The following is a 21,481-nucleotide window of genomic DNA, read 5'->3' as shown; positions in this document are numbered from 1 at the left end:
CTCACGCGGCGGGGCGTTCACTCGTCGCCGACCACGCGCTTGACGCGCCCCTGGGCCCCGGATTTGAGTTTGACGAGGATGCCCTCCGGATGGGTCCGTTCGTCGGTCTTGATGACGCCGACGTCACCGAGGATGCGGTCGCCGTCGGGCTGCTCGATCTCGACTGTCATCCCCTGCCGGAGTTCGCGTCTGGTCGGGAGGTCTGCGGACATGAACGAGGATGTGGAGACGAACGCCGGTAAGCGTTGGCCCAAATCCGACCTCGTTCGCCGACGGTGCGACGGCGAATCCGCGCGGCTACGGGCGGTACGAGGCAATTATATTCTCATTCTGTCTATTATCTATATCTGATGTATCTTGAGACCGAATATCAAGGAGGCGAAAGCGCTCCGCGTCGTGTGTTCGACCGACGATCTCTCGGTAGCGACGTCGTAGCAGCGTATATCTCTTCTACCGAGATTTTATCGCCTCTCGTTCTCGTATCACGTCTCAGAAGGATCGGATGCGATCTGACGTCGATGGTCGGCGTGTATACGCGATAGAGACCGTATCTACGCTGTTTATCCGGGACCCGCTTCGCTTACTCGACGATCGACGTAGATCAGGTGACTCCACGAGGAAGGCCGCTCACGACATATATTAAATCTGCCTTTAAGATAGAAAAGATAGAATAGTTATTATTTACGACGGCTGCCAATACGGCCTCGTCGACGCCGGGCGACCGAGTCGCCGGTAGCCCGCTGCCGGACTAATGCTAGCCGCCATCTGGAAACGCCACCCGTCATCTCGTGTCTCGGTCGGCGCGGCGGCGCATCTGTCGTCCCGGTGTATGAACCCGATCCCGACGCGCCGAAAAGGGGTAAGCGCCGGCACCAGCACAACAGATTTGGTCGTCGGGGGAGCACCGGCGATCGATGGTAGAACACGAGCGCGCGGCGCTGACCGAGCGGGAGCGTGCCCGCATCGTCAAATCCGCAGTCAGCCCCCGGCCGATCGCGTGGATCAGCACGAGGAGCGTGGACGGGGTCGACAACCTCGCTCCCTACAGTTCGTACAACTACGTGTCGTCGAGCGAGCCGGTGGTGTTGTTCAACTCGCCGAACGAGGACCACGGCGGACTCAAAGACACCGCCCGGAACGCGGTAGAGACCGGCGAGTTCGCCGTGAACGTCGTGACTGAGGAGTTGCTCGAACGGATGGACCGCACCTCCGCGAGCGCGCCGCCCGGGGAGAGCGAGTTCGACCTCGCGGACGTGGACCGGGCCGAGTGCGAGCGGATCGACGCGCCGCGCGTGGCCGCGGCCGTCGTCACGATGGAGTGTTCGTTCTTCGACTCCATGAGGATCCACGACCGACTCGTCGTCTTCGGCGAGGTCGAACACTTCCACGTCTCGGACGACGTGTTGACGGAGGGGAAAATCGACATGCGGAAGATGCCGACCGTGGGGCGGCTGGGCGGGCCGTATTACACCGTCTCCGACCCCGTCGAATTCGAACGGCAGCACTGACTGTCGGCGGTCGTCGACGCCGTCGGAAACCGCCGTCACTGAACGGAGCGTGCACGTCCCCGACCGCGTCGAGGAGGGGGACCACGCCCGCACGAGCGGCTATCCGATAGCGGGACGGGGCTATTCGGCCGACGGCGGCTCGATGGCCGCGACGACGGCCTCGATGCGTTCCTCGTCGACGCCCGCCGCTCGGAGCGCCTCTCGCGTCTGTTCACCGAGGTCCGGGACGCCGCCCGTGATCTCTCCGTCGGCGTCGCCGACCGACACCGGATACCGGATGGCCGGCAGTTCGGTCCCGTCGGCCTCGACGCTGGTCCGCAGGTCGCGCGCCCGGACGTGTTCGTCGCGCCACACTTCCTGCGTGTCGAGGACCGGTGCTGCCGGCACGCGGTGCTCCCGGAATCGGTCGAACCATTTGTCGGCCGGCGCGCGGGCCAACGCCGACTCCAGCAGGTCGTCGACCGCCTCGCGGTTCTCGATGCGAGCCGGCGCGGTGGCGAACCGCTCGTCGTCGGCGAGATCCTCGCGGTCGATCGCGGTACAGAGCTTCTCCCAGTGGTGGTCGGCGACGACGACCACCGCGAGATAGCCGTCGGCCGTCTCGTAGATGCCGTACGGGACGAACTCCTCGAGCGAATTCCCCATCCGCGGGTACGGTTCGCCGGTCCCCCACGAGTAGCCCGCCCGAACCGTGAGCCACTGTATCAGGCAGTCGAGCATCGACACGTCGAGGTAGTCGCCCTCGCCGGTGCGTTCGCTCTCGTACAGCGCGAGTACGATGCTCTGGACGGCGTACATCGACGCCGCGATGTCGCCGATGGGGACGCCCGCGCGATGCGGTTTTCCGTCCGCCGGCCCGGTCATGCTCATCACGCCGCTCATCGCCTGCGCGACGATGTCCAGCGCCGGGAGTTCGCGGTACGGCCCCGTCTGCCCGAAGCCGGTGATCGAGCAGTAGACGATCCCCGGGTTCCGCTCGCTGACGGCGTCGTAGCCGACGCCGAATCGCTCCAGTCGGCCAGGGGGATGGTTCTCGACCACGACGTCGGCCTTCTCGGCGAGCGAGAGGAACGCCTCGCGACCGCGGTCCGACTGGAGGTCGAGCGCGACCGAGCCCTTGTTGCGATTGACGGCGGCGAAGTAGGCGCTCTGCCCGTCGACGAACGGCGGATTCGACCGGCCGAGTTCGCCCCCGTCCGGTCGTTCGACCTTGTAGACGTCCGCACCGAGGTCCGCGAGCTGCATCGACGCGAACGGGCCGGCGACCATCTGCGTCACGTCGAGAACGGTCACGTCGCTGAGTGGTGGCATACCACGGGCGACGCCCGGAACCGTTATTAAACCTCTTTTTCGGCGGACCGGAACGCGTCGCGGGGGACGCCACCACGAGAACAAGTATTAATGCGGTCGCTCGGCAATGGACGCCATGGCTTCCCCGAAAACCGATCCGAACGGACGTCGGGACGGCGTCCGAAGGTCGCTCGGCTCCTCGACGAGTACGGGCTCGACGCGCTCGGAACGGAGTTAGAGCGGCTCTGGACGACCGACACCGACGAGCGCCGGAGCCTCCGTGATCTGGCGGACTACTTCAATCAGCAGTTGCTCGCGACGGCGATGGACGAGGCCGGAATACAGACCCTCGACGGGGAGTCGGAGAACGTCTACCGACTCCTGACCGCGACCGACGTGAGCGACGCCGACCGCCAGCGAACCCGCCGACAGCTGGAACGCGAGGGCGTCGACGTCGACGCCCTTCTCGAGGACTTCGTGACGTACCAGGCGATTCGGACGTATCTCCGGGAGTATCGCGGTGCCGAGTACTCACAGAGTACAGGTGATCGAACGGCGATCGAGAAGCAGAACGTCCAGCAGCTCCGGGGACGCATCGCGGCGGTGACCGAAGGCAAGTTCGAGCAGCTGCGAGACGGCGAACACGTCGACCTCGGCGACTTCCGCGTCCTCGTCGACGTCGCCGTCGTCTGCGAGGACTGCGGTGTGCAGTACGAGGCGTCGGAACTCCTCGATCGCGGCGCGTGCGACTGTCGATCCGCGTCAGGATAACGAACGTACTGTCGTTATCCTCGTCGGCAGCGTCGCCGGGTCTCGGCCGCGGGAACAGCGGGTAATGCTTATTACACTGTCCGAACAACGTCGCCCCGTGAAACTGGACGACTATTCTACCGCGGACGCGACCGTCCACGTCGAGAACGTCGGGGGCATCAACGAGACGGCCGCCGAGTTCTCGCCCGGCGTCACGGTCCTCGTGGGGCGAAACGCGACGAACCGAACGTCGCTCCTGCGTGCGCTCATGGCCGCCCTCGGTAGCGACGACGTCAGTCTCAAGGGCGACACCGACGAGGGCCGCGTCGAGTTGACGCTCGGCGACGAGACCTACACGCGGCGGTTGAGTCGGCGGTCGGACACCGTCGTCACCGACGGGGAGCCGTATCTCGACGACGCGGAACTCGCCGACCTGTTCGCGTTCCTGCTCGAATCGAACGAGGCGCGTCGGGCCGTGGCACGCGGCGACGACCTCCGGAAACTCATCATGCGCCCCGTCGATACCGAGGCGATTCAGGCCCGCATCGAGAGCCTCGTCGACGAGCGGGAGCAACTCGAACGGGAACTGGAGGAAATCGAGGAGCTGAAACGCGACCTGCCGGGGCAGAGGAGAAACGGAGCCGGATCAGAAACCGAATCGAGGAGAAAAAGACGAGCTGACGGCCAAAGAGGAACAACTCGAGTCGGCCGACGTAGACGTCGAGGAGAAAGCCGAACTGGAGGAGCGACTCGACGAACTCCGGTCGAAGCGCTCGGAACTCGACGACGTCCGTTACGACCTCGAAACCGAACGCAAGAGCCTCGAAGCGCTGAAACGGGAGCGGCGCGAACTCGAAGCCGACCGAGAGGAACGATCGGAGACGGTCGCCGACGACCTCGACGAACTCGAATCGGAGCTCAGCCGCCTCCGCGACCGCAAGCAGACGCTCGAAACCGAGGCGAACGAGCTACAGAGCGTCATCCGGTTCAACGAGGAGATGCTCGCGGATTCGGACTCCGACGTGTTCACCGCGCTCACCGACGAAGACGACGAAGCCGTCACCGATCGACTGCTCGACGATACGGTGACGTGCTGGACCTGTGGAAGCGACGTCGACCGCGAGCAGATCGAGTCAACGCTCGACCGACTGCGCGAGTTCAGCCAGCGGAAGATCGGCGAGATCGACGACCTCGACGAGCGGATCGACGACTTGACCGAGGAGCGCCGCTCCCTCGAACGCGCGCGGAACGAACGGAACCGCATCGAACGCCGACTCCGTGAGACCGAGGCCGAAATCGAGGAGAGCGAGGACGCCATCGACCGCCTCCAGGAGCGCCGCGAGCGCCTGACCGATCAGATCGAGGACGTCGAGGCGGCCGTCGACGAACTGGAAAACGAGGATTACAGCACCGTCCTCGAACTCCACAAGGAGGCGAACGAGATCGAATACGAACTCGGCCGCCTCGAGACGGATCTCGAACAGGTCGAAGACGAGATCGACACGGTCGAGACGCGCATCGAACGGCGCGACGACGTCGACACGGAGCTGTCGGCCGTCACGGACGAACTCACGGAGCTCCGGACGCGCATCGACCGCATCGAGGAGGACGCCGTCGAGACGTTCAACGAGCACATGGACACGGTGCTGGAACGGCTGGCCTACGCGAACCTCGAACGGATCTGGATCGAGCGTCGCGAACGCGAAGTCCGCGACGGACGCCGGACGGTCGAGGAGAAAGTCTTCCGGCTACACGTTGTCCGGATGACCGAGTCCGGGACGGCCTACGAGGACACGGTCGACCACCTCTCCGAGTCAGAACGGGAAGTGACCGGCCTCGTGTTCGCGCTCGCGGGGTATCTCGCCCACGAGGTCTACGAGGACCTCCCGTTCATGCTGCTCGACTCCCTGGAGGCCATCGACTCGGATCGCATCGCAGGACTGGTCGAGTATCTCCAGGAGTACACCGGTTATCTGGTGGTCGCGCTCCTCCCCGAAGACGCCGGCGCTCTCGACGACGAGTACCAGCGGATAACGGACGTCTGAGAACCCCCGATGGACCGAATCCCGTTCGTGGTCGGACGTGCTCCGTGACTGGCCGACGCCCTCGGCGCTGGCAACACGACCGACCGGATACGCTCCCGTCCGCTACACTAATTTGATGCTACCTATAATATATAATTACATAACTGAATGTAATCATATTCTAAGAGGTATACCGCCGGCCGAACAATCGTCGACGTCGGATGTAACTCGATTTTAGGCGGTGATACGGCCGAAAACGGCGATTGACCACGAACCGATACTCGTCTGTCCGATCGTCTCATCTCTTCACGCGAATTCTGTGAAAAGCACCGAGAAGGGCAATAAAACCGATCTATACAACGATATGGACAGTATGAACTACTGAACGATCGCAGCCCGTCAAAATAGAATTAAATCTTATACTTCTACGGAGAATAATATTTTCTTATATTTTGACGACCGGTTCGATTCGGGCTGGACCGTGGACACCGCGGATCGGACGGCCACGACAAAGCGTATTGGCGTCGGTCGTATACGTCCGGACAGATGGACGACGACCCACCCGAAGAGACGCTCGCGCGGTTCGGCGTCGATCCGGAGGAGGCGACGTCGGAGAGCGCGGCCGCCCAGCGCGAACGCTCGTTCAACGGGCTGACGGCCGCGGAGTGGACCGAGCGGAGTCGGAGCGTCTGGCGGGGGCTGAGTTCCGCTCGTCAGGAGTACCACAAGGAACACGGCGCGACGTTTCCCGAGGCGCTGGCGCGTCGCCTCGTCGAAATCTACTCCGGAGAGGGCGACCTCGTCTTCGATCCGTTCGTCGGCACCGGAACGACGGTCATCGCTGCGATGAAAGCGGATCGGCGGGGACTCGGCATCGAACTCGTCGAGGAGTTCGCCGAAATCGGCCGTGAGCAACTCGCCCAGTCGTCGCTGTCGCGATTCACCGACGGCGAGGAGTACGACCAGCGAATCGTCCGGGACGACTGCCGCAACCTCGATCAGTACCTCGACCCCGAGAGCGTGCAGGCGACGGTGACCTCGCCCCCGTACGCGAATCTCATCCACCTCGCGCGCGAGGATCGCGACGACCGGTCGTACTCGATCATCGACGCGGAGAACAACTCCACCTCGTCGGCCTACAGCGACGCCGAGAACGACCTCGGGAACCTGGAGTACGACGAGTATCTCGACAGCGTGGGCGAGATCATGGACGAGATCTACGCGGCGACGACGCCCGGCGGCTACAACGTCTGGGTCGTCAAGGACTTCCGCGACGTCGACGGCGACCGGCCGTACGTCCCCCTCCACAGCGACGTCGCCGAGGCGGGACAGGCCGCCGGCTTCGACTACCACGACCTCGTCGTCTGGGATCAGAATCAACACCGCCGTCTCGTGTTGAACGGCTACCCGTCGGTCTTCTACACCAACCTCAACTCCTCGTTCATCGTCGTCCTGCGCAAACCGGAGTGACGGAGCGTTTTGGCCGACCGATTTTGTGGGTCGGCGTCTCACACCAAACCGATGCCAGCGTATCACGTCCCGAAGGGAGTCAGCCTCGATACCCTCAAGGAGATACTCGTCGGCTGGTCAGCAGTCGGCGCTGCGGCCGAACCGCGGTACACCTCGGCGGTCGAAGACGAGACTGGGGTGTCCGACGCCGTCGGCCGGCAAAACCGGTTTCTCGAACAGGTCGACATCCTCGAATCCGAGGGCCAGAAACACCGACTGACCGGCATCGGGCAGGCGCTCGCCGGTGCCCTCGCGGCAGGCGACGAGGAGCGAGCGAAGGCCCGCGCTCGCGAGCTACTCGAAGACTGGCCGCCGACGGAGGAGATACGCGGACTCGTCCGAGAGAACCCGACCGCGGAGGAGACGCTCGTCCCTCTCGTGGCCGCGGTCACGGGACAGGACGTAGACGCCAGTCGCATCCGGAGCGGGATCACCACCCTGCTCGACCTCTACGAGTGGGCGGGGCTTCTCGAACGCGACGAGCGGGAGCGCTACGTCCTTCCGAGCGGCGAGGCCGAGGAACCTCCCGAAGCGGAGACGGGTGAAGAGCCCGACAAAACGCCCACGGAAGAGACGGAAACGGTCGAAGAAGTGGGGATGGGCGTCGAGGAAGTCCCGGAGAAAGCCGCAGAGATGGTGGAAACGGAGGAACCGGTCGAAGCCGTGACGGCGGTCGAGGAGCTGGGGGACGGAAGGGAAGCCGACGAGGCCGCCGGAGAACCCGAGGAGGCGGCCGAAACGACGGCCGAAGAGACGACTGCAGAAGCAACCGCAGACGGTGCGGAGGCACCCGAGCGGGCGGCCGAAACAGCGGCGGAAGCGGCTGCCCCCTGCCGTTGCGACCGAGGCAATCGACGGAGCGGCCGAAGCGACGGGAACCGTCGCAGATGTCGAGCGAGCGGCCGCAACCCGTCCCGAAAGGGCCGCGACCCCCGCCGTCGAAGAGTTCGTCGAAGACGTCGAATCCGCCGCCGAGCAAGCGAAGTCGGCCGCCGAAGAAGCGAGCGAGGCAGCTCGTGCGGTGGAGGCTGTCGCCGAGAACGCGGGCGTAGCCGAATCCGCCGAAGAGGTCACCGAGGTCGCCCAGGAAGCCACCGAAGAAGCGAGCGAATCCGCTGAGGAAGTCACTGAGACCGCCCAGAAAGCCGCCGAAGAAGCGAGCAAATCCGCTGAGGAAGTCACCGAGACCGCCCAAGAAGCTACCAAAGAAGCGAGCGAATCCGCTGAGGAAGTCACCGAGACCGCCCAAGAAGCTACCAAAGAAGCGAGCGAATCCGCTGAGGAAGTCACCGAGACCGCCCAAGAAGCTACCAAAGAAGCGAGCGAATCTACCGAAGGCCTACCCGAGGAGGCGACAGCGGCCGTGGCCGCCGTCGCGTCCGTCGCGGAGGAGGCCAAAACGGCCGCCGAAGAGGCGAGCGAGGCAGCCACCGAGGCGAAAACGGCTACCGAGAACGTCCGTGACGCGGTCGAAGCCATCGACGCCGCCGACGGAGCCGTCGGCGAGACCACTGAAACGGCCGAAGAAGTCACCGAAGAAGTCACTGAGGAAGCCACTGAAACGGCCGAAGAAGTCACCGAAGAAGTCACTGAGGAAGCCACTGAAACGGCCGAAGAAGTCACCGAAGAAGTCACTGAGGAAGCCACTGAAACGGCCGAAGAAGTCACCGAAGAGACCACTGAAACGGCCGAAGAAGTCACCGAAGAAGTCACCGACGAACTCGAACAGGTCGTAGAGGAACTCGTCGGCGACGTCGAATCCGTCACCGAGGAGGCCAAGACGGCCGCCGAAGAAGCGAGCGAGGCGGCCACCGAGGCCAAGTCGGCCGCCGAGGACGTCCGTGAAACCGTCGAAGCGTCGGAGGAACTCGCCGTCGACGGCGACGCGACTGCGGAAGTCGAAGAAGCCGGCGGCGAAACTGAAGAAGCCGACGGTGGAGCGGAAGAAGCCGACGGTGGAGCGGAAGAAGCCGACGGTGGAGCGGAAGAAGCCGACGGTGGTGCAGAAGAAGCCGGCGGCGGTGCAGAAGGGGCCGGCGAAGCGGACGAAACCGAAGAAACCGGCGAACCCGACAGCGAGGGCGGGGGACGGCCTCCGGGGACCGGAACGGGCACCACGCACTCACGCTCAACGTCGACGTCGACGCCGACGCCGAGGAACTCGAAGCCCTCGTGACGGGACTCCGAAGCGGCCTCCTCGAAGCGGAGTGAGCGTGGGCGTCTCCTCAAAAGTTATTAGCGGACCTCCTGTAGACGTCGGCGTGGCACACATCGAGCGAATTCGACGCTATCCAGTGAAGGGGTTCGACGCCGAAGAGGTCGAGACGGTCCAGGTCACCGACGCCGGCACCGTCGCCGGCGACAGGGAGTACGCCATGACCGACCCCGAGGCGACGGCCGAGGACGGAACGCTGCGCGAGTTCGCCTACAACGGCAAGCAGACGGCGCGCATCCACGAACTCCGGACGTCGGTCGACCTCGACACCGAGACGCTGACGTTCCGCACGCCCGACGGCGAGCACCGGCGGTTCGATCTGGCAATCGATCGCGAGGCGGTCGGCGAGTGGCTGAGTTCGTATCTCGACGTCGAGGTGGCCTTCCACCGGAACGAACCGCCGGCGTTCGTCGACCGACCGACGATGGGTCCGTCCGTCATCAGCACCGCTACGCTCCGGGAGGTGGCGTCGTGGTTCGACGAGCTGACCGTCGAGAGCGCCCGGCGACGCCTCCGCGCCAACGTCGAAGTCGGCGGCGTCCCCGCCTTCTGGGAGGACCGCTTCGTCGGCGCGGACGCCCCCGCGTTCGTCGCCGGCGACGTTCGATTCGAGGGCGCAGAGCCGTGTGCCCGGTGTGTCGTCCCCGGTCGTGACCCGGACACGGGCGATCCGCTTCCGGAGTTCCGTCAGCGGTTCGTCGAGAAACGCGAGGAGACGTTTCCGGAGTGGGCCGATCCCGACGCCTTCGACCACCACTACACGCTGATGCTCATCTCCCGGATTCCGGAGGCCGACCGCGGAAAGACGCTCTCCGTCGGCGACGACGTGGAGATAATCTGACCGCCCGGCGGGAGAGACGCCACGCCGCGGGCGATTGCTATAAGTTGCCGACGCGGGACGGGGCACCCATGGCAGGCGACGGCCGTCGCGGCGACGCCGAGAACGCACCGCCGCTCCCGCCGTATCCCTCGACCGTGGGACACCCGTTGACACACTCGTTCCGGACGATGCGGGACGTCTTCGGCTTTCGCGATCGGGCGCTGGCGAACCACGACGTGGTCCGCGTTCGGCTCTTCGGCCCGGGCGACGTCTACCACTTCGCCCACCCGGACCATTTCGACCGCGTCCTCGTGAGCGACCGGGAGCAGTTCCGCAAATCCGAGGACTTCCGTATCGCGTTCGGTCGGGGACTGGTCGCCGCCGAAGGCGGAGAGTGGCGACGACAGCGCGAGGTTCTCCAGCCGCTGTTTCGCCGGGAGCGACTCCGCAGCCACGCCGATACCATCGTCGAACAGGTCCGGCGGCGGCGGCGACGCTGGGACGACGGCGAGCGAATCGACCTCCCGGCCGAGACGAGTCAGTTGAGTCTGGACGTCCTGTTCGCGACGCTGTTCGGCCGGGAACTCGCCCTCGACGGCGACGAGGACGTCCGCGAGGCGGCGGGGCGACTCAGCGACTGGTTCACGCCCACGTCGTATCCGCTCCCGAACTGGGTACCGACGCCCGCACGCCGCCGATTCGAGGCCGGGCGACGACGACTGCGGGCGGTCGCCGACCGCCTCCTGGCGGAGAAAGCGGCAAACCCCCGTCGACGCCCGCCGACGCCGACGACCTCCTCTCGTTGCTCGTCGCCCTCCGGGAGTCGGGTGCGGGAGAGCGCGACGCCCTCGGCGACGACCGCCTCCGCGACCAGGTCGTGACGATGATCTTCGCCGGCCACGACACCACGGCGACGGCGATCGCGTTCGCGTTCTACGCGCTGGCGACGAACTCCGACGTCCGCCGGCGCTTCCACGCGGAGGTCGACCGCCTCGACGGGCCGCCGACGGTCGAAGACCTCGATTCGCTCGACGTGACCGACCGCATCGTCACCGAGACGCTCCGCCTCTACCCGCCGGTCTACACGATTCCGCGCGAGGCGGCGGCCGACGTGACCGTCGGCGGCTATCGCGTCCCGGCCGGGTCGCGAATCTTTCTCGCCGTCGAACAGGTCCAGCGCGACCCGCGATTTTTCGACGACCCCGAGACGTTCCGACCCGGCCGCTGGACCGACGGCCTGCGGCGGGACCTCCCGGATTTCGCCTACGCCCCGTTCGGCGGCGGGCCGCGACGCTGTATCGGTCGGGAACTCGCCCGCATCGAGGCGAAGCAGCGCTCGCGACCGTCGGCCGCGAATACGAACTCCGCCGGGAGTCGACCGACGCCGATCCGCCGCTGGCCCCCGAGATGACCCTCGGAATGGAATCCGGGACGACGTTCCGCGTCGTGGAGCGGTGAGTCGGACGACCGGAACGTATCGACGAGCCGGTGTGTCGACCCCAAAACCAATTATCCGCTGTCGAGACACGGGAGTCAACGGTGCGATATAATTCGACGTCGATCTGGGTTAGCCGTATCGTGTCGTGGGGACAGCAGTACGTCGGCCATCCGTTTCTCGCCGCGATGCTGACGCTGGGTTGGATTCCGGTGGCGTGTTCGATCGTCGCCGTCGATCCCGCGGAGGCCACGACGCTCTTTCTCGTCGGGCAGGCGCTCGCCTGCCTGATGGTCGTCGTCGCCCCGTTCGACGTCTGGTACTACGACGAGCGTCTCCTGCCGGGTTTTTTCGCGGACATCGACGACACGGTCACCGAAGCGGAGGACGAAACCTTGCGACGCCTCGCCGAGCGGTTCGATACCATCTACTCGCGGTACTGGTGGGTGACCACGCTTCCGTGGGTCGCTCTCGTCTTGCTCGTGTTCGTGCTGGGGCAGGGCTACTTCGCAAGCCAGGGCATCACGTCGCAGGTCGAACGGACGGCGTATCTCGGCTTTTTCGTCTACTGGCTCGTGTTCGTCGGTCTCCGGACCCACGGCGGACTGGTCACCGTCCTCACCATCCGGGCGTTCGCCCGGGACGTCGACCTCGAAATCGACCCGCTCCACCCGGACGGGCTGGGCGGTCTCAGTACGATCGGCCGCTTCGCCATCCGGATGACGCTCGTCATCTCTCTCGGTTCGCTCGCGCTCCCCCTGTCGTTTCAGATCGCGTCGCACATCAGATACGAGAACGTCGTCTACGTCGGCGTCGCCCTGTTCGTCCTGCTCGTCGCGCTCAACTTCCTCTATCCGACGTACAAGGTGAACCGGCGCGCTCAGGACCTGCGCGAGAACATGCTCGAATCGCGGCGACGGCGGATCCGCTCGCTCGAAGCGCGCCTCTCCGAGAGTCGAGGGGACGGTGGGGACGACACGGCCGACGACCTGCTCCAGCTAGAGATCCAGCGCGCCCGCCGGGAGTACGACGAGTACCAGAACGTACAGCTCTACCCGCTCTCGATCGGCATCATCACCCGACTGGCCAGTTCGATACTCCTCCCGATCTTCTTCATCCTGTTCGAGTTCTTCGTCTCGGGGTTCCTGTGAGTCCGGGCGCGACGAGCGCCGCCGGCGCGGCCGCTCGGGCGTTAGATGCCGAAAAAGCGCAGTTTCGCCGGGTCGTCTCTCGACGACGGGTGCGACCTGCTTAAACGCGGACGACGTTCGTCGCGCGCGGGCCCTTGGGGGCCTGTTCGATGTCGAATTCGATCTCGGTCCCTTCCGTCAGGTCCTCGCCGCCAACGTCCTCCATGTGGAAGAACACGTCGTCGTCAGAGTCCTCGGTGGAAATGAAACCGTAACCGCCAGTGTCGTTGAAGAAGTCAACCTTACCGTTTGCCATTGCGATTGAATTGAGGCAGGAGATACGGATAAGGGTTTCGTATTCGTCATCGAAACAACGACAGCAGTCTACAAATGTCCCATAAATACAATCTTTAGCAGATAGTTGGTTGGATACGGGGGAGTTCGGTGATTATTCGTCGGAACCGTCACAACGAACGGAAAATTCCGCGGAATCCACAGCCCGGAGCTCCCCGATCGCCGAATCCGATCCGAGAGGATCGGCCGACGGGACTTTAGGTGTGGGCCGGCGTGTACAGACGTGGATTCTAACGAGGTTCGCCGTCAGTGGGCGGAACGCTCCGGGGAGTACTCGCCCGAGTATTACGCCTACTACGGCCCGGACGAGCGGAGCGAGACGATTCTCCACCACCTCGACCGGTTCGTCGATCGGGACGCGCGGGTGCTGGAACTCGGCTGCAGTTCGGGCCGGCACCTCGCGCATCTCTTCGACAACGGATTCGAGAACCTGTCCGGCGTCGAGGTCAACGCCGACGCGTTCGACGTGATGGCCGAGACGTACCCCGACCTCTTCGACAGCGGGACGTTCTATCACGACGCGATAGAGAACGTCGCCGAGGACTTCGAAGACGACGCGTTCGACGCCGTCTACTCGGTGGAGACGCTCCAGCACCTCCATCCCGACGTCGAGTGGGTCTTCGAGGACCTGGCTCGGATCACGGCCGACCTGCTCGTCACGGTCGAGAACGAAGGCGAGGAGATTCGCAGTCGTCCGGTCCCGCGGTGAACTACGTCCGGGAGGACGTCCCCCTTTACTACCGCGGCTGGAACCGCATCTTCACCGAACTCGGACTCGTCGAGGTCGACGCCGAATCCGACGGCCGGGACACGACGCGCGTCTTCCGAGCGACGTAGCGTCGCCGCCGAGCGCCCGGACGACGCGGAACTCGCCACCGGGCGGCGACGGCCGCGACGACGGACGACTCACCGGATCGACGGCCGGTCGGCCGTCGGACCCGCTGTCGCGACCGAGTTCGACGACTCGTCGGCTCCAGTCCACGTCGGGATCGAACGCGATGGTAATACAGCGGCTCGGATCCGGATCGTAATTAATTTCGCATACTTCATACGGCAGGAAACGCCACTGCCAAGGTGATGAGCGGTCAGAGCCGATCGGCGGACGGGCACGGAGTCGTCGGGACCCCGCGGCGAGGGCTGTTGATGGCCACTCTCGGCTTTTTCGGCGGTCTCACTACGATCGTCTTTTACGGCGCTGCAGGCCCGGTTTTCGAGGAACACCTGGCGCTCACGGGCGTGTTCCACGGGCTGTTGTTGGGTTCGCCACACCTGAGCAAGGCAGTTCTCAGAATCCCGTTCGGTGCCTGGGTCGACGAGGCGGGCGGGAAGAAGCCGATGCTCATCCTGCTCGCGACGACGACGGTCGGAATCGCGGGCCTCGTCGTCACGCTGTTTCTGACCTATCCCGACGATTTCGGGATGCATCTCTACCCGCTGTTGGTGCTGTTCGGACTACTGGCGGGAGCGGGCGGGGCGACGTTCTCCGTCGGCATCAGCCAGACCTCCTACTGGTATCCGAGCGACAGACAGGGGTTCGCGATGGGCGCGTTCGCCGGTGCTGGGAACATCGGACCGGGGTTGGTCGTTTTCGTTCTTCCGGTCTTGATCGGTCTCTGGGGGCTGACGGCGGCGTACTCGGCCTGGTTCGCGTTCGTGGTCGCCGTCACGATCGTGTACGCGGTGTACGCCGTCGACCCGTACTACTTCCAACTCCTCCGACGGGGGCAAGACGAAGACGAGGCCGAACGGGTCGCGGACGAACTCGGACAGGACATCTTCCCGTCCGGTAATACGTGGGAGTCACTGAGAGAGTCCGCCTCGATCCGCCGCACGTGGGTACTCGTCTTCCTCTATACGGTCTCGTTCGGTGGCGGATTCACCTCGCTGTCGGCCTGGTTTCCCACCTACTGGGATCTGTTCCACGGCTTCGACCTCTCGACTGCGGGCCTGCTGGCGGGCGTTTTCATCGTCTACGGATCGCTCATCAGGATCCCTGGCGGCAGCATCAGCGACCGATTCGGCGGTGAAAACGTCGCCGTCGCGAGTTTCAGCGTCATGGCGATCGGTGCGGCGGTCATGACCTTCGCGGTCGGGTTCTGGCCCGCGTTCGTCGGCATGATGGTCCTCGGGACCGGCATGGGCGTCGCCAACGCGGCGGTGTTCGAGTTGGTTCCGAAGTTCGTCCCGGAAGCCGTCGGCGGTGCCTCCGGGTGGATCAGCGGCATCGGCGGCGGCGGGACGCTCCTCATCCTCCCGGCGCTCGGGTACTATACGGACGTTTACGGCCGGATCGGCTACGCGCGAGGGTTCTCCCTGTTCGTCGTACTGAGCGCGATCTGTGCCGCGGTCGCGTTAGCCCTGAAGAGATACGGCCCCGAAGCCGAGGACGCCGCCGACGAAGCCCCCGTTCACTGAGTAGCTACTCCGCCGAACCTCGGCGCACGGTCAGGACCGGGATCTCGGAACGCCGAACGACGGCCTCGGTGACGCTTCCCAGCAGGGCCCGTTTGACGCCCGTTCTCCCGTGGGTCCCCATGACGATCACGTCGACGTCGTGCTTTTCCGCATACGTGAGAATGTCGTCGTAGGGGTTGCCTCGCCGGACCGCAGTCGTCGCTTCGAGACCCCGGTCGTGCGCACGGGATTCGACGTCGCCGGTAGCTTCCCGCCCCTCCCGTTCCAGCGCGTCCAGCAGATTGTCCAACCCGGGGACGCCCTCGCCAGTCCCGGAGACGGAGGTCGGCTGATCGACGATGTACAGACCGTGGAGCGTCGCCTCGTGAACTTCCGCGAGGTCCATCGCGGTCTCTACGGCCGGCTCGACCGCTTCACTACCGTCCGTCGGAACGAGTACTCGATCGAACATGCGCTGTCACGTATGATACTCACGGGGAGCGGATAAAAACGGACGCCTCTCGCTGGTCGAGAACGTCGACGTCCTCGACCAGTTCCTCTCCACAGAGTACCAGACGCTCTCCGAGATTCCTACATGCACGATTTGAATTAATAGAAGAACCGGGAAGGTGACCTCATAGGCGCGTCGGTCTTTTTGACGGCTGAAGAGGTCAAAGAAGCTTGTGAAGAGAGATTTATAGAATCAGCGAAACAAGCGCCGGCAGAAGAACAATAGTAACCCAGATTAGTCTTCCTTCTCATCGACCGACAGCGTGTTCAGTACTAGGGTAGAGATGCCTCGTCGGAGGCGTTCGGTTATGGCTTGGTCGGAAATGTCGAACGTGTCCGCGAGTTCCTGGGTAGATATTTGACGTGGCAGCGAATAGTATCCGTTCTCCACGGCGTGCATGAGCGTTTCGCGCTGCCGGGCCGTCAACCCGTACCAGGGTCCGGCGTCCGGTTTCGTGGGATTGTATATACGCTCAATCGACACTTGGAGTTCTTTTTCGATACAGTGCTCTTGAAACTCCGAGAGCGATTCGTGAGTAGGGAATCGTAGTTCGAGTCCCCACGTGTCGGCGGTTCCAGTTGCGCCCAACAGTACCGCGTCCAGATCGAGCATCGTCTGCAACAGTGAGGATTCGGACGGCTCCCAATCCAGCGCGTACAACGTTTCGTCCTCGTGTGTATTGACGAGGGTGATCTCGTTGACCGACGGGTGCTCGCGGACGGAGCGTTCGAACGTCTCTCGTGCGTCGTTATGAATCCGAACGAACGGTGTGGGTTTCCCCCAGCGGCACCATCGTTTCGAGCGTGATCTGGGTCGGTCCTTCGACCTGGAGGATCCGTCCTAACTCGAACTCCTCAGATGGGATGGTCAACTCAGTGATGACGCTCATTCGATACACGCTCGTTCTCTCGCAACTGCGTTAAAGACTCGGTAGAGATGGTCCCTCGGTAGAATAGAATACATGGTGTGCCATGTCTTCCGATAGTGTTATCCCATGTGAAGGCGTATCAGGCGATGTAGAGACGTACGACTGCGGCCCCTACTGTTTGTGTGGCAGTGAGTTCCACACTGCGGCAACGTCGTATCAGTCGAGCGTGTTCCCCACTATGACAACCGACTTCACTTCCGACGACGAGATGTCGAGTACAGAGGACTTCGAGGCTGCTCTCGGCCGGGTGATTCTTACTGCCCTCCAAAACAACGTCGATCCGCGTGGAACGTGGGAATACCGCACCGACGGGACGAGCTCAGACATGGAAGTCATGGTCGTCGAGCTGGCGGATTGACGCTCGGATGCCAACAACAGCGGGTACTGGTTTGAATCCCATGATAAGCCATCCCGAAAGGATTCTCGAACGGGGACAGATATCCTCGTATGACCGACGCTCTCGATTCCCCCGCTCCCCGAGCGAGTCCGACACAGCGAGGCAAGAGTTGCAGCAGGTGACGGTCGTGCTAGCTGATGACGATGAAGACTTCCGCGAGACACTCTGCCTCTGGTTGATGAACGAGGACATCTATGAGACGAACGATGTCCGGAACGGGGAGAAAGCGATAGAGAAACTCGATGAGACGATCGATATTCTGGTGCTTGATCGCCAGATGCCGAAACTCTCCGGTTCAGAAGTCGTCGAGCGACTCGACAAAACCTCCTTCGACGGAGCGGTCATCGTGATTAGCGCCAATAAGCCCGATTCGAACCTGTGTGAAAACGACGTTACAGACTACCTCACCAAGCCGATCGATCGAGCAACGTTTACCGACACAATGCGCCAGAGTATCTGAGAAGTGCGCGGATCTACCTACCGGGTGTTTCTCTCTAGTGCCTGACCAATAGGATTTCAACAGATCCAATAACGCCGAACTCGGGGATGCCGCCCTCCTTAGATGTAGCTTGGAGTGGTATGTAGTGTTGTGGGACGTTGTTTTTGATATCGTCCACAGCGAGATTGGTGACGGGGAAATCAGTTCAACATTGGAAATCTATCGGTTATATCCGCCTCTCTGATGGTCGCTTGTTCAATAACGGAAGCATCTCCCTACATAGGAGAAGAGGCCTCGGCACTCATAGGGCTCGTCGCCGTCGGGAGCCACCCCGACTCGGAGCGGTGCGCTCGTCATCGGCCGTCAGGGCGTACGCCGCGCGGAGGGAAAGAGGCTTCCGACCGCGAGAGCGGATCGACGGCCATCGAGCGGCCTCAGTCGGCCCGTTCGCGGGCGGCGGCGACGAGCAACGGCAGCGTGACGGTGGCGTCGCCGAGGACGGTGGCGTTGCGCGCCGACTTCTCCAGTTGCCCCACGAGCGCGCTTCCTCCAGGGTCGCACCGGAGAGGCCGCCGGTCGCCTCGGGATCCATCGTCAACTGGACGGCGTAGTCGTAGGCGTCGGGGATGGTGAGCATCGTCTGGAGGACGAAGTTCTTGGGGACGCCGCCGCCGACGAGGACGGCACCCGCGGAGTCGGCCGCGAACGCCAGGTCGCTGACGTGGGACATGTCGGCGAGGGCGTCGAGCGAGAACTCGGAGGTCTGGGAGTACATCCACGCCTGGATGCCGAGGACGGAGTCCTGAATCGCCGGCACGTAGATCGGGACGTCGGCCTCGTAGGCGGCGGCGGCGACGCCGGTACCCTCGGCGACGTCGTCCGCGCGGTTGCGTTCCAGGTTGGCTCGCCCGAGTTCGCGGACGAACTCCCGGATACTCACCGTCTCCTCGATCTCGGGGAAGACGTTGTCGCGCAGGTGGTCCTCGAACAGGGCGAAATGCTCCTGCGGGAGGTAGACGTTGTAGATCCGATCCACGCCCTCGTCGCGGAGTCGTTCGTCGTGTTCGCGGGCGGTTCCGTCCTCGGGAGTACGGCCGTGATGGTGTTTGCCGCCGATCGCTTCGATGGCGTCGTGGGTGAGGTTCGCGCCGGTGGTGACGAGCGCGTCGACGTGCCCGTCTCGAATCAGGTCCGCGACGACGTTCCGCATCCCGCCGGGGACCATCGCGCCCGCGAGGCCGAAGAAGACGGACACGTCGTCGTCGAGCATCTCGGTGTAGATGTCGGCGGCGTGGTGGAGGTCCGCCGCACCGATGCCGGCCTTACCGTACTCCGCGACGAGGTCGCCGACGCTCATGCCCGCCCACACGTCGGTGTGGCCGATCGGGTCGGGGCTGAACTCCTCGCGTGGCGTCTCGTCTGTCATGGCTTCGACTCCGGCGCGGAACGCTTTCAACGCCGCGGTTCTCGGCCGGCGGACGCTCGCTCACAACCCGGTCGGGTGGTCGATGTACGTCGTCTCGAGCCCCCACTCCGTCGCGAGCGTCGCGAGCGACCGCACCCCGAACGTCTCCGTCGCGTAGTGGCCCGCGAGGAAGACGTTGATCCCCGCCTCCCGCGCCTCGTGGTACACCTTGCCTTTCCCCTCGCCCGTCACCAGGGCGTCGGCCCCGGCGTCGGCCGCCTCCTCCACCCAGTCGACGCCGCTGCCGGTGACGACGGCGACGTCTCGAATCTCGTCGGGGCCGAAATCGAGCACCTGCGTCTCCCGACCGCCGGTGTCGAGTTCGCGGTCCAACAGGTCCGCGAGGCCGGCGGTCGAATACGGGTCGGCGGCGACGCCCCGCGTGCCGACGTCCTCCGGGCCGAGCGTTCCGAACGGCTCTCGGTCGTCCAGTCCCAGTAGCTCCGCGAGGCCGGCAGCGTTGCCGAGCGTCTGGTGGCCGTCGAGCGGGAGATGCGAGACGTAAAGCGCCAGGTCGTTCGCCAGCAGCGGTTCGACGCGGCGGTACTGCTGACCGGTGAGGCGGTCCATCCCGCCCCAGACGAGGCCGTGGTGGGTGACGAGGGCGTCGGCTCCCGCTCGGGCGGCCGATTCGGCGGTGGCGACGGCGGCGTCGACGGCGAAGGCGACGTGTTCGACCTCGCCCTCGTCGGGGCCGACCTGCAGGCCGTTGGCGCTGGCGTCCAGGTCGGCGTACGCGTCGGTTCGGAGTCGATCGTCCAGTCGGGAAACGAACTCGGAGAGGCGCATGTCGGCATCTCGTCGGCCGACGGCTTGTATCCCCCGTCTCCGCGCGACCGCTCACGCGTCGGCGTGCGAGAAGACGAACTCCCGGAGCAGTTTCGCGCCGAGGGCGGCCGCCTGGCCGTCGTCCCGGTCGTTCACTTCGACGACGTCGAAGCCGTCGGCGTGGGGGCGACCGCTCGGACGACGTCGCGGAGCTCCCGGGGCGTGAGGCCGAACGGTTCTACCGTCCCCGTTCCCGGCGCGAATCCGGGGTCGGCGGCGTCGACGTCGACGCTGAGGTAGACTGACCCGTCGAACGCCGGCGGGTCGGCGAGCCACTCGCGCACCCGCTCGGGCGGGACGACGGTCACGTCGTCGTCGTCGGCGCGGGCCCACTCGGCCTCGCTCCCGGTGCGCGCGCCGACGACGACGGCGCGATCGGCGGCGTCGAGCGCGCGCCGGGTGACGGTGGCGTGACTCCACTCGTTGCCGTCGAACTCGCGGCGCAAGTCGAGGTGGGCGTCGAGGCAGACGAACAGGTCGGGGGAGACGGCGTCGACGCCGGCGACGGTGACGGTGTGTTCGCCGCCGAGGAGGAGCGGGACGGCGTCGTCGCGGACGACGTCGCCGAGGGCGCCCGAGAGGTAGTCGACGTAGTCGGGAGCGTCGTCCCAGGCGCGGACGTCGCCGGCGTCGTGGACGGCCAACGTGGAGAACCGCGCGTCCGTGCGGCGATCGTAGTCCTCGTACGAGCGCGCGTATCTCCGAACTCGGTCGGGGCCGAACCGAGTCCCGGGCTGAAAGGTCGTAGAAACGTCGAGCGGGGCTCCGACGACGACGTAGTCCGCGGCGGACCGGTCGGCGGACGCCCCGGGGAACATCTACGTGCTGACGATCTTCCGCTGGCCCTCGTATTCGAGATACTCGATCTCGTCGTCGGGCGAAAGCGAGACGTCCTCGGGCATCCGCATTGTGAACGTCTCGTAGGTGTCGAGGTCCATGACCTGCGCGTCGTCGCCCGAGACGGAGACGACCTGCCCCTGCTTTCGCTGGATGATGGGGACCCAGACCTTCGCGTCGACCGGCTGGGAGAGGCTGCGCTTCTTGTCGTCGAAGACGCCCTTCCCCTCGATGCGCGCCTTGGCGCTGCCGTGTTTGCCAGGCTTGGCCGTGCTGTAGGCGTTGATTTTGCAGGGGGAACCGTCCATCATGACGTAACTCCCCTCCTGAAGATCGCGGACCTGCTTCTGCTCTTTCGCCATACCGTGGAGTTACCGAGGGCGGAGTATAAACGGTTTGGAAACGCGGCGTCGGCTCGCGTCAGGCGCGTTGCCGGTCGATGACGCGGCCGACCCGGCGGAGCCCTCGTCCAGCTCCGCGTTCGGGAGACCGACTCCGATGCGGAAGTCGCCGGGGAAGCCGAAGAGTCCGCCCGGCGCGAGGACGCCGCTCTCGGCGAGCGTGACGTCCGCCCCGCGTTCGTACTCCGCGAGCTGGCGCTCCAGTCCGAACGGTTCGACGTCCACGCGTCAGCGCCGTCCCAACGG

At 64.7% G+C, this 21,481-nt stretch carries 19 protein-coding genes and 5 pseudogenes; 14 read left to right on the top strand and 10 right to left on the bottom strand.

The features are described from left to right. Positions 1-17: 17 nt before the first annotated feature. Positions 18-212, bottom strand: coding sequence for a DUF2196 domain-containing protein (locus ACFQJD_RS13350; protein WP_379798852.1), 195 nt, complete (start codon positions 210-212; stop codon positions 18-20). Between the two features lie 702 nt (positions 213-914). Here ACFQJD_RS13350 and ACFQJD_RS13345 point away from each other — a divergent pair. Next, complete coding sequence (locus ACFQJD_RS13345) at positions 915-1,508, top strand: flavin reductase family protein (protein ID WP_379798850.1); 594 nt, start codon at positions 915-917, stop codon at positions 1,506-1,508. Between the two features lie 120 nt (positions 1,509-1,628). Here the strand turns inward: ACFQJD_RS13345 and ACFQJD_RS13340 are convergent, their stop codons facing one another. After that, complete coding sequence (locus ACFQJD_RS13340; RefSeq protein ID WP_379798848.1) at positions 1,629-2,819, bottom strand: CaiB/BaiF CoA transferase family protein; 1,191 nt, start codon at positions 2,817-2,819, stop codon at positions 1,629-1,631. Between the two features lie 90 nt (positions 2,820-2,909). On the opposite strand from ACFQJD_RS13340, the gene rdfA reads away from it, so the two are divergent. The 9 genes and pseudogenes from rdfA (at position 2,910) to ACFQJD_RS13295 (ending at position 12,702) form a co-directional block, all read left to right on the top strand. Next, positions 2,910-3,569 (top strand): rod-determining factor RdfA, encoded by a 660-nt coding sequence (gene rdfA, locus ACFQJD_RS13335; RefSeq protein ID WP_379798846.1) that lies wholly within the window; start codon positions 2,910-2,912, stop codon positions 3,567-3,569. Between the two features lie 64 nt (positions 3,570-3,633). After that, positions 3,634-5,593 (top strand): annotated as a pseudogene (locus ACFQJD_RS13330) (archaea-specific SMC-related protein). 525 nt (positions 5,594-6,118) lie between these two features. Continuing rightward, positions 6,119-7,042 carry a DNA methyltransferase gene (locus tag ACFQJD_RS13325; protein ID WP_379798845.1) on the top strand — a complete coding sequence of 308 codons (924 nt, stop codon included), beginning with the start codon at positions 6,119-6,121 and terminating at the stop codon, positions 7,040-7,042. A gap of 51 nt (positions 7,043-7,093) precedes the next feature. Then, positions 7,094-8,200, top strand: coding sequence for a hypothetical protein (locus tag ACFQJD_RS13320; protein WP_379798843.1), 1,107 nt, complete (start codon positions 7,094-7,096; stop codon positions 8,198-8,200). Further along, positions 8,103-9,257, top strand: coding sequence for a hypothetical protein (locus ACFQJD_RS13315; protein WP_379798842.1), 1,155 nt, complete (start codon positions 8,103-8,105; stop codon positions 9,255-9,257). Before ACFQJD_RS13320 ends, ACFQJD_RS13315 begins: the two co-directional genes overlap by 98 nt. An 85-nt stretch (positions 9,258-9,342) precedes the next feature. Beyond that, a complete protein-coding gene (locus ACFQJD_RS13310) occupies positions 9,343-10,137 on the top strand; it encodes an MOSC domain-containing protein (RefSeq protein WP_379798840.1) in 795 nt (264 codons plus the stop codon). A 68-nt stretch (positions 10,138-10,205) separates the two neighbouring features. Continuing rightward, positions 10,206-10,997 (top strand): cytochrome P450, encoded by a 792-nt coding sequence (locus tag ACFQJD_RS13305; RefSeq protein WP_379798838.1) that lies wholly within the window; start codon positions 10,206-10,208, stop codon positions 10,995-10,997. Then, complete coding sequence (locus tag ACFQJD_RS13300) at positions 10,919-11,527, top strand: cytochrome P450 (protein ID WP_379798836.1); 609 nt, start codon at positions 10,919-10,921, stop codon at positions 11,525-11,527. Before ACFQJD_RS13305 ends, ACFQJD_RS13300 begins: the two co-directional genes overlap by 79 nt. Before the next feature lie 167 nt (positions 11,528-11,694). Then, on the top strand, positions 11,695-12,702 hold the full coding sequence (locus ACFQJD_RS13295; protein WP_379798834.1) for a hypothetical protein: 1,008 nt from the start codon (positions 11,695-11,697) through the stop codon (positions 12,700-12,702). 100 nt (positions 12,703-12,802) lie between these two features. On the opposite strand, the gene ACFQJD_RS13290 is transcribed toward ACFQJD_RS13295, so the two are convergent. Then, on the bottom strand, positions 12,803-12,997 hold the full coding sequence (locus ACFQJD_RS13290) for a cold-shock protein (RefSeq protein ID WP_379798832.1): 195 nt from the start codon (positions 12,995-12,997) through the stop codon (positions 12,803-12,805). A 261-nt stretch (positions 12,998-13,258) separates the two neighbouring features. Between ACFQJD_RS13290 and ACFQJD_RS13285 the strand changes: the two are divergent. Together ACFQJD_RS13285 and ACFQJD_RS13280 are read left to right on the top strand one after the other, a co-directional pair. Further along, a pseudogene (locus ACFQJD_RS13285) lies at positions 13,259-13,872 on the top strand (class I SAM-dependent methyltransferase). Between the two features lie 306 nt (positions 13,873-14,178). Continuing rightward, a complete protein-coding gene (locus ACFQJD_RS13280) occupies positions 14,179-15,450 on the top strand; it encodes an MFS transporter (RefSeq protein ID WP_379798830.1) in 1,272 nt (423 codons plus the stop codon). A gap of 4 nt (positions 15,451-15,454) precedes the next feature. On the opposite strand, the gene ACFQJD_RS13275 is transcribed toward ACFQJD_RS13280, so the two are convergent. Continuing rightward, positions 15,455-15,901: a universal stress protein gene (locus tag ACFQJD_RS13275; RefSeq protein WP_379798828.1), complete on the bottom strand. Its 447-nt coding sequence runs from the start codon at positions 15,899-15,901 to the stop codon at positions 15,455-15,457. 273 nt (positions 15,902-16,174) lie between these two features. Beyond that, positions 16,175-16,733, bottom strand: a pseudogene (locus ACFQJD_RS13270) (helix-turn-helix domain-containing protein). A 343-nt stretch (positions 16,734-17,076) separates the two neighbouring features. Here ACFQJD_RS13270 and ACFQJD_RS13265 point away from each other — a divergent pair. Both ACFQJD_RS13265 and ACFQJD_RS13260 read left to right on the top strand, forming a co-directional pair. Then, a complete protein-coding gene (locus ACFQJD_RS13265; protein ID WP_379798826.1) occupies positions 17,077-17,226 on the top strand; it encodes a hypothetical protein in 150 nt (49 codons plus the stop codon). Positions 17,227-17,383: 157 nt separating this feature from the next. After that, entirely contained in the window at positions 17,384-17,725 is a 342-nt protein-coding gene (locus ACFQJD_RS13260) for a response regulator transcription factor (protein WP_379800518.1), read from the top strand. A 413-nt stretch (positions 17,726-18,138) separates the two neighbouring features. Here ACFQJD_RS13260 and ACFQJD_RS13255 read toward each other — a convergent pair. The 5 genes and pseudogenes from ACFQJD_RS13255 to ACFQJD_RS13235 form a co-directional block, all read right to left on the bottom strand. Continuing rightward, positions 18,139-19,130 (bottom strand): annotated as a pseudogene (locus ACFQJD_RS13255) (deoxyhypusine synthase). A 60-nt stretch (positions 19,131-19,190) separates the two neighbouring features. Beyond that, positions 19,191-19,958 (bottom strand): Nif3-like dinuclear metal center hexameric protein, encoded by a 768-nt coding sequence (locus ACFQJD_RS13250; protein ID WP_379798824.1) that lies wholly within the window; start codon positions 19,956-19,958, stop codon positions 19,191-19,193. A gap of 51 nt (positions 19,959-20,009) precedes the next feature. Beyond that, positions 20,010-20,815: pseudogene (gene speB, locus ACFQJD_RS13245) on the bottom strand (agmatinase). Beyond that, complete coding sequence (locus ACFQJD_RS13240; RefSeq protein ID WP_379798822.1) at positions 20,816-21,196, bottom strand: translation initiation factor IF-5A; 381 nt, start codon at positions 21,194-21,196, stop codon at positions 20,816-20,818. Between the two features lie 9 nt (positions 21,197-21,205). Continuing rightward, positions 21,206-21,460, bottom strand: coding sequence for a hypothetical protein (locus ACFQJD_RS13235; RefSeq protein WP_379798820.1), 255 nt, complete (start codon positions 21,458-21,460; stop codon positions 21,206-21,208). Positions 21,461-21,481 lie beyond the last annotated feature (21 nt).

Origin of the sequence: Haloplanus sp. GCM10025708 (genome assembly GCF_042663985.1) — an archaeon.
GTDB lineage: Archaea > Halobacteriota > Halobacteria > Halobacteriales > Haloferacaceae > Salinirarus > Salinirarus marinus.
Note: the sequence above shows the minus strand (reverse complement) of the source record. Positions and strands in the feature narration are given on the sequence as shown.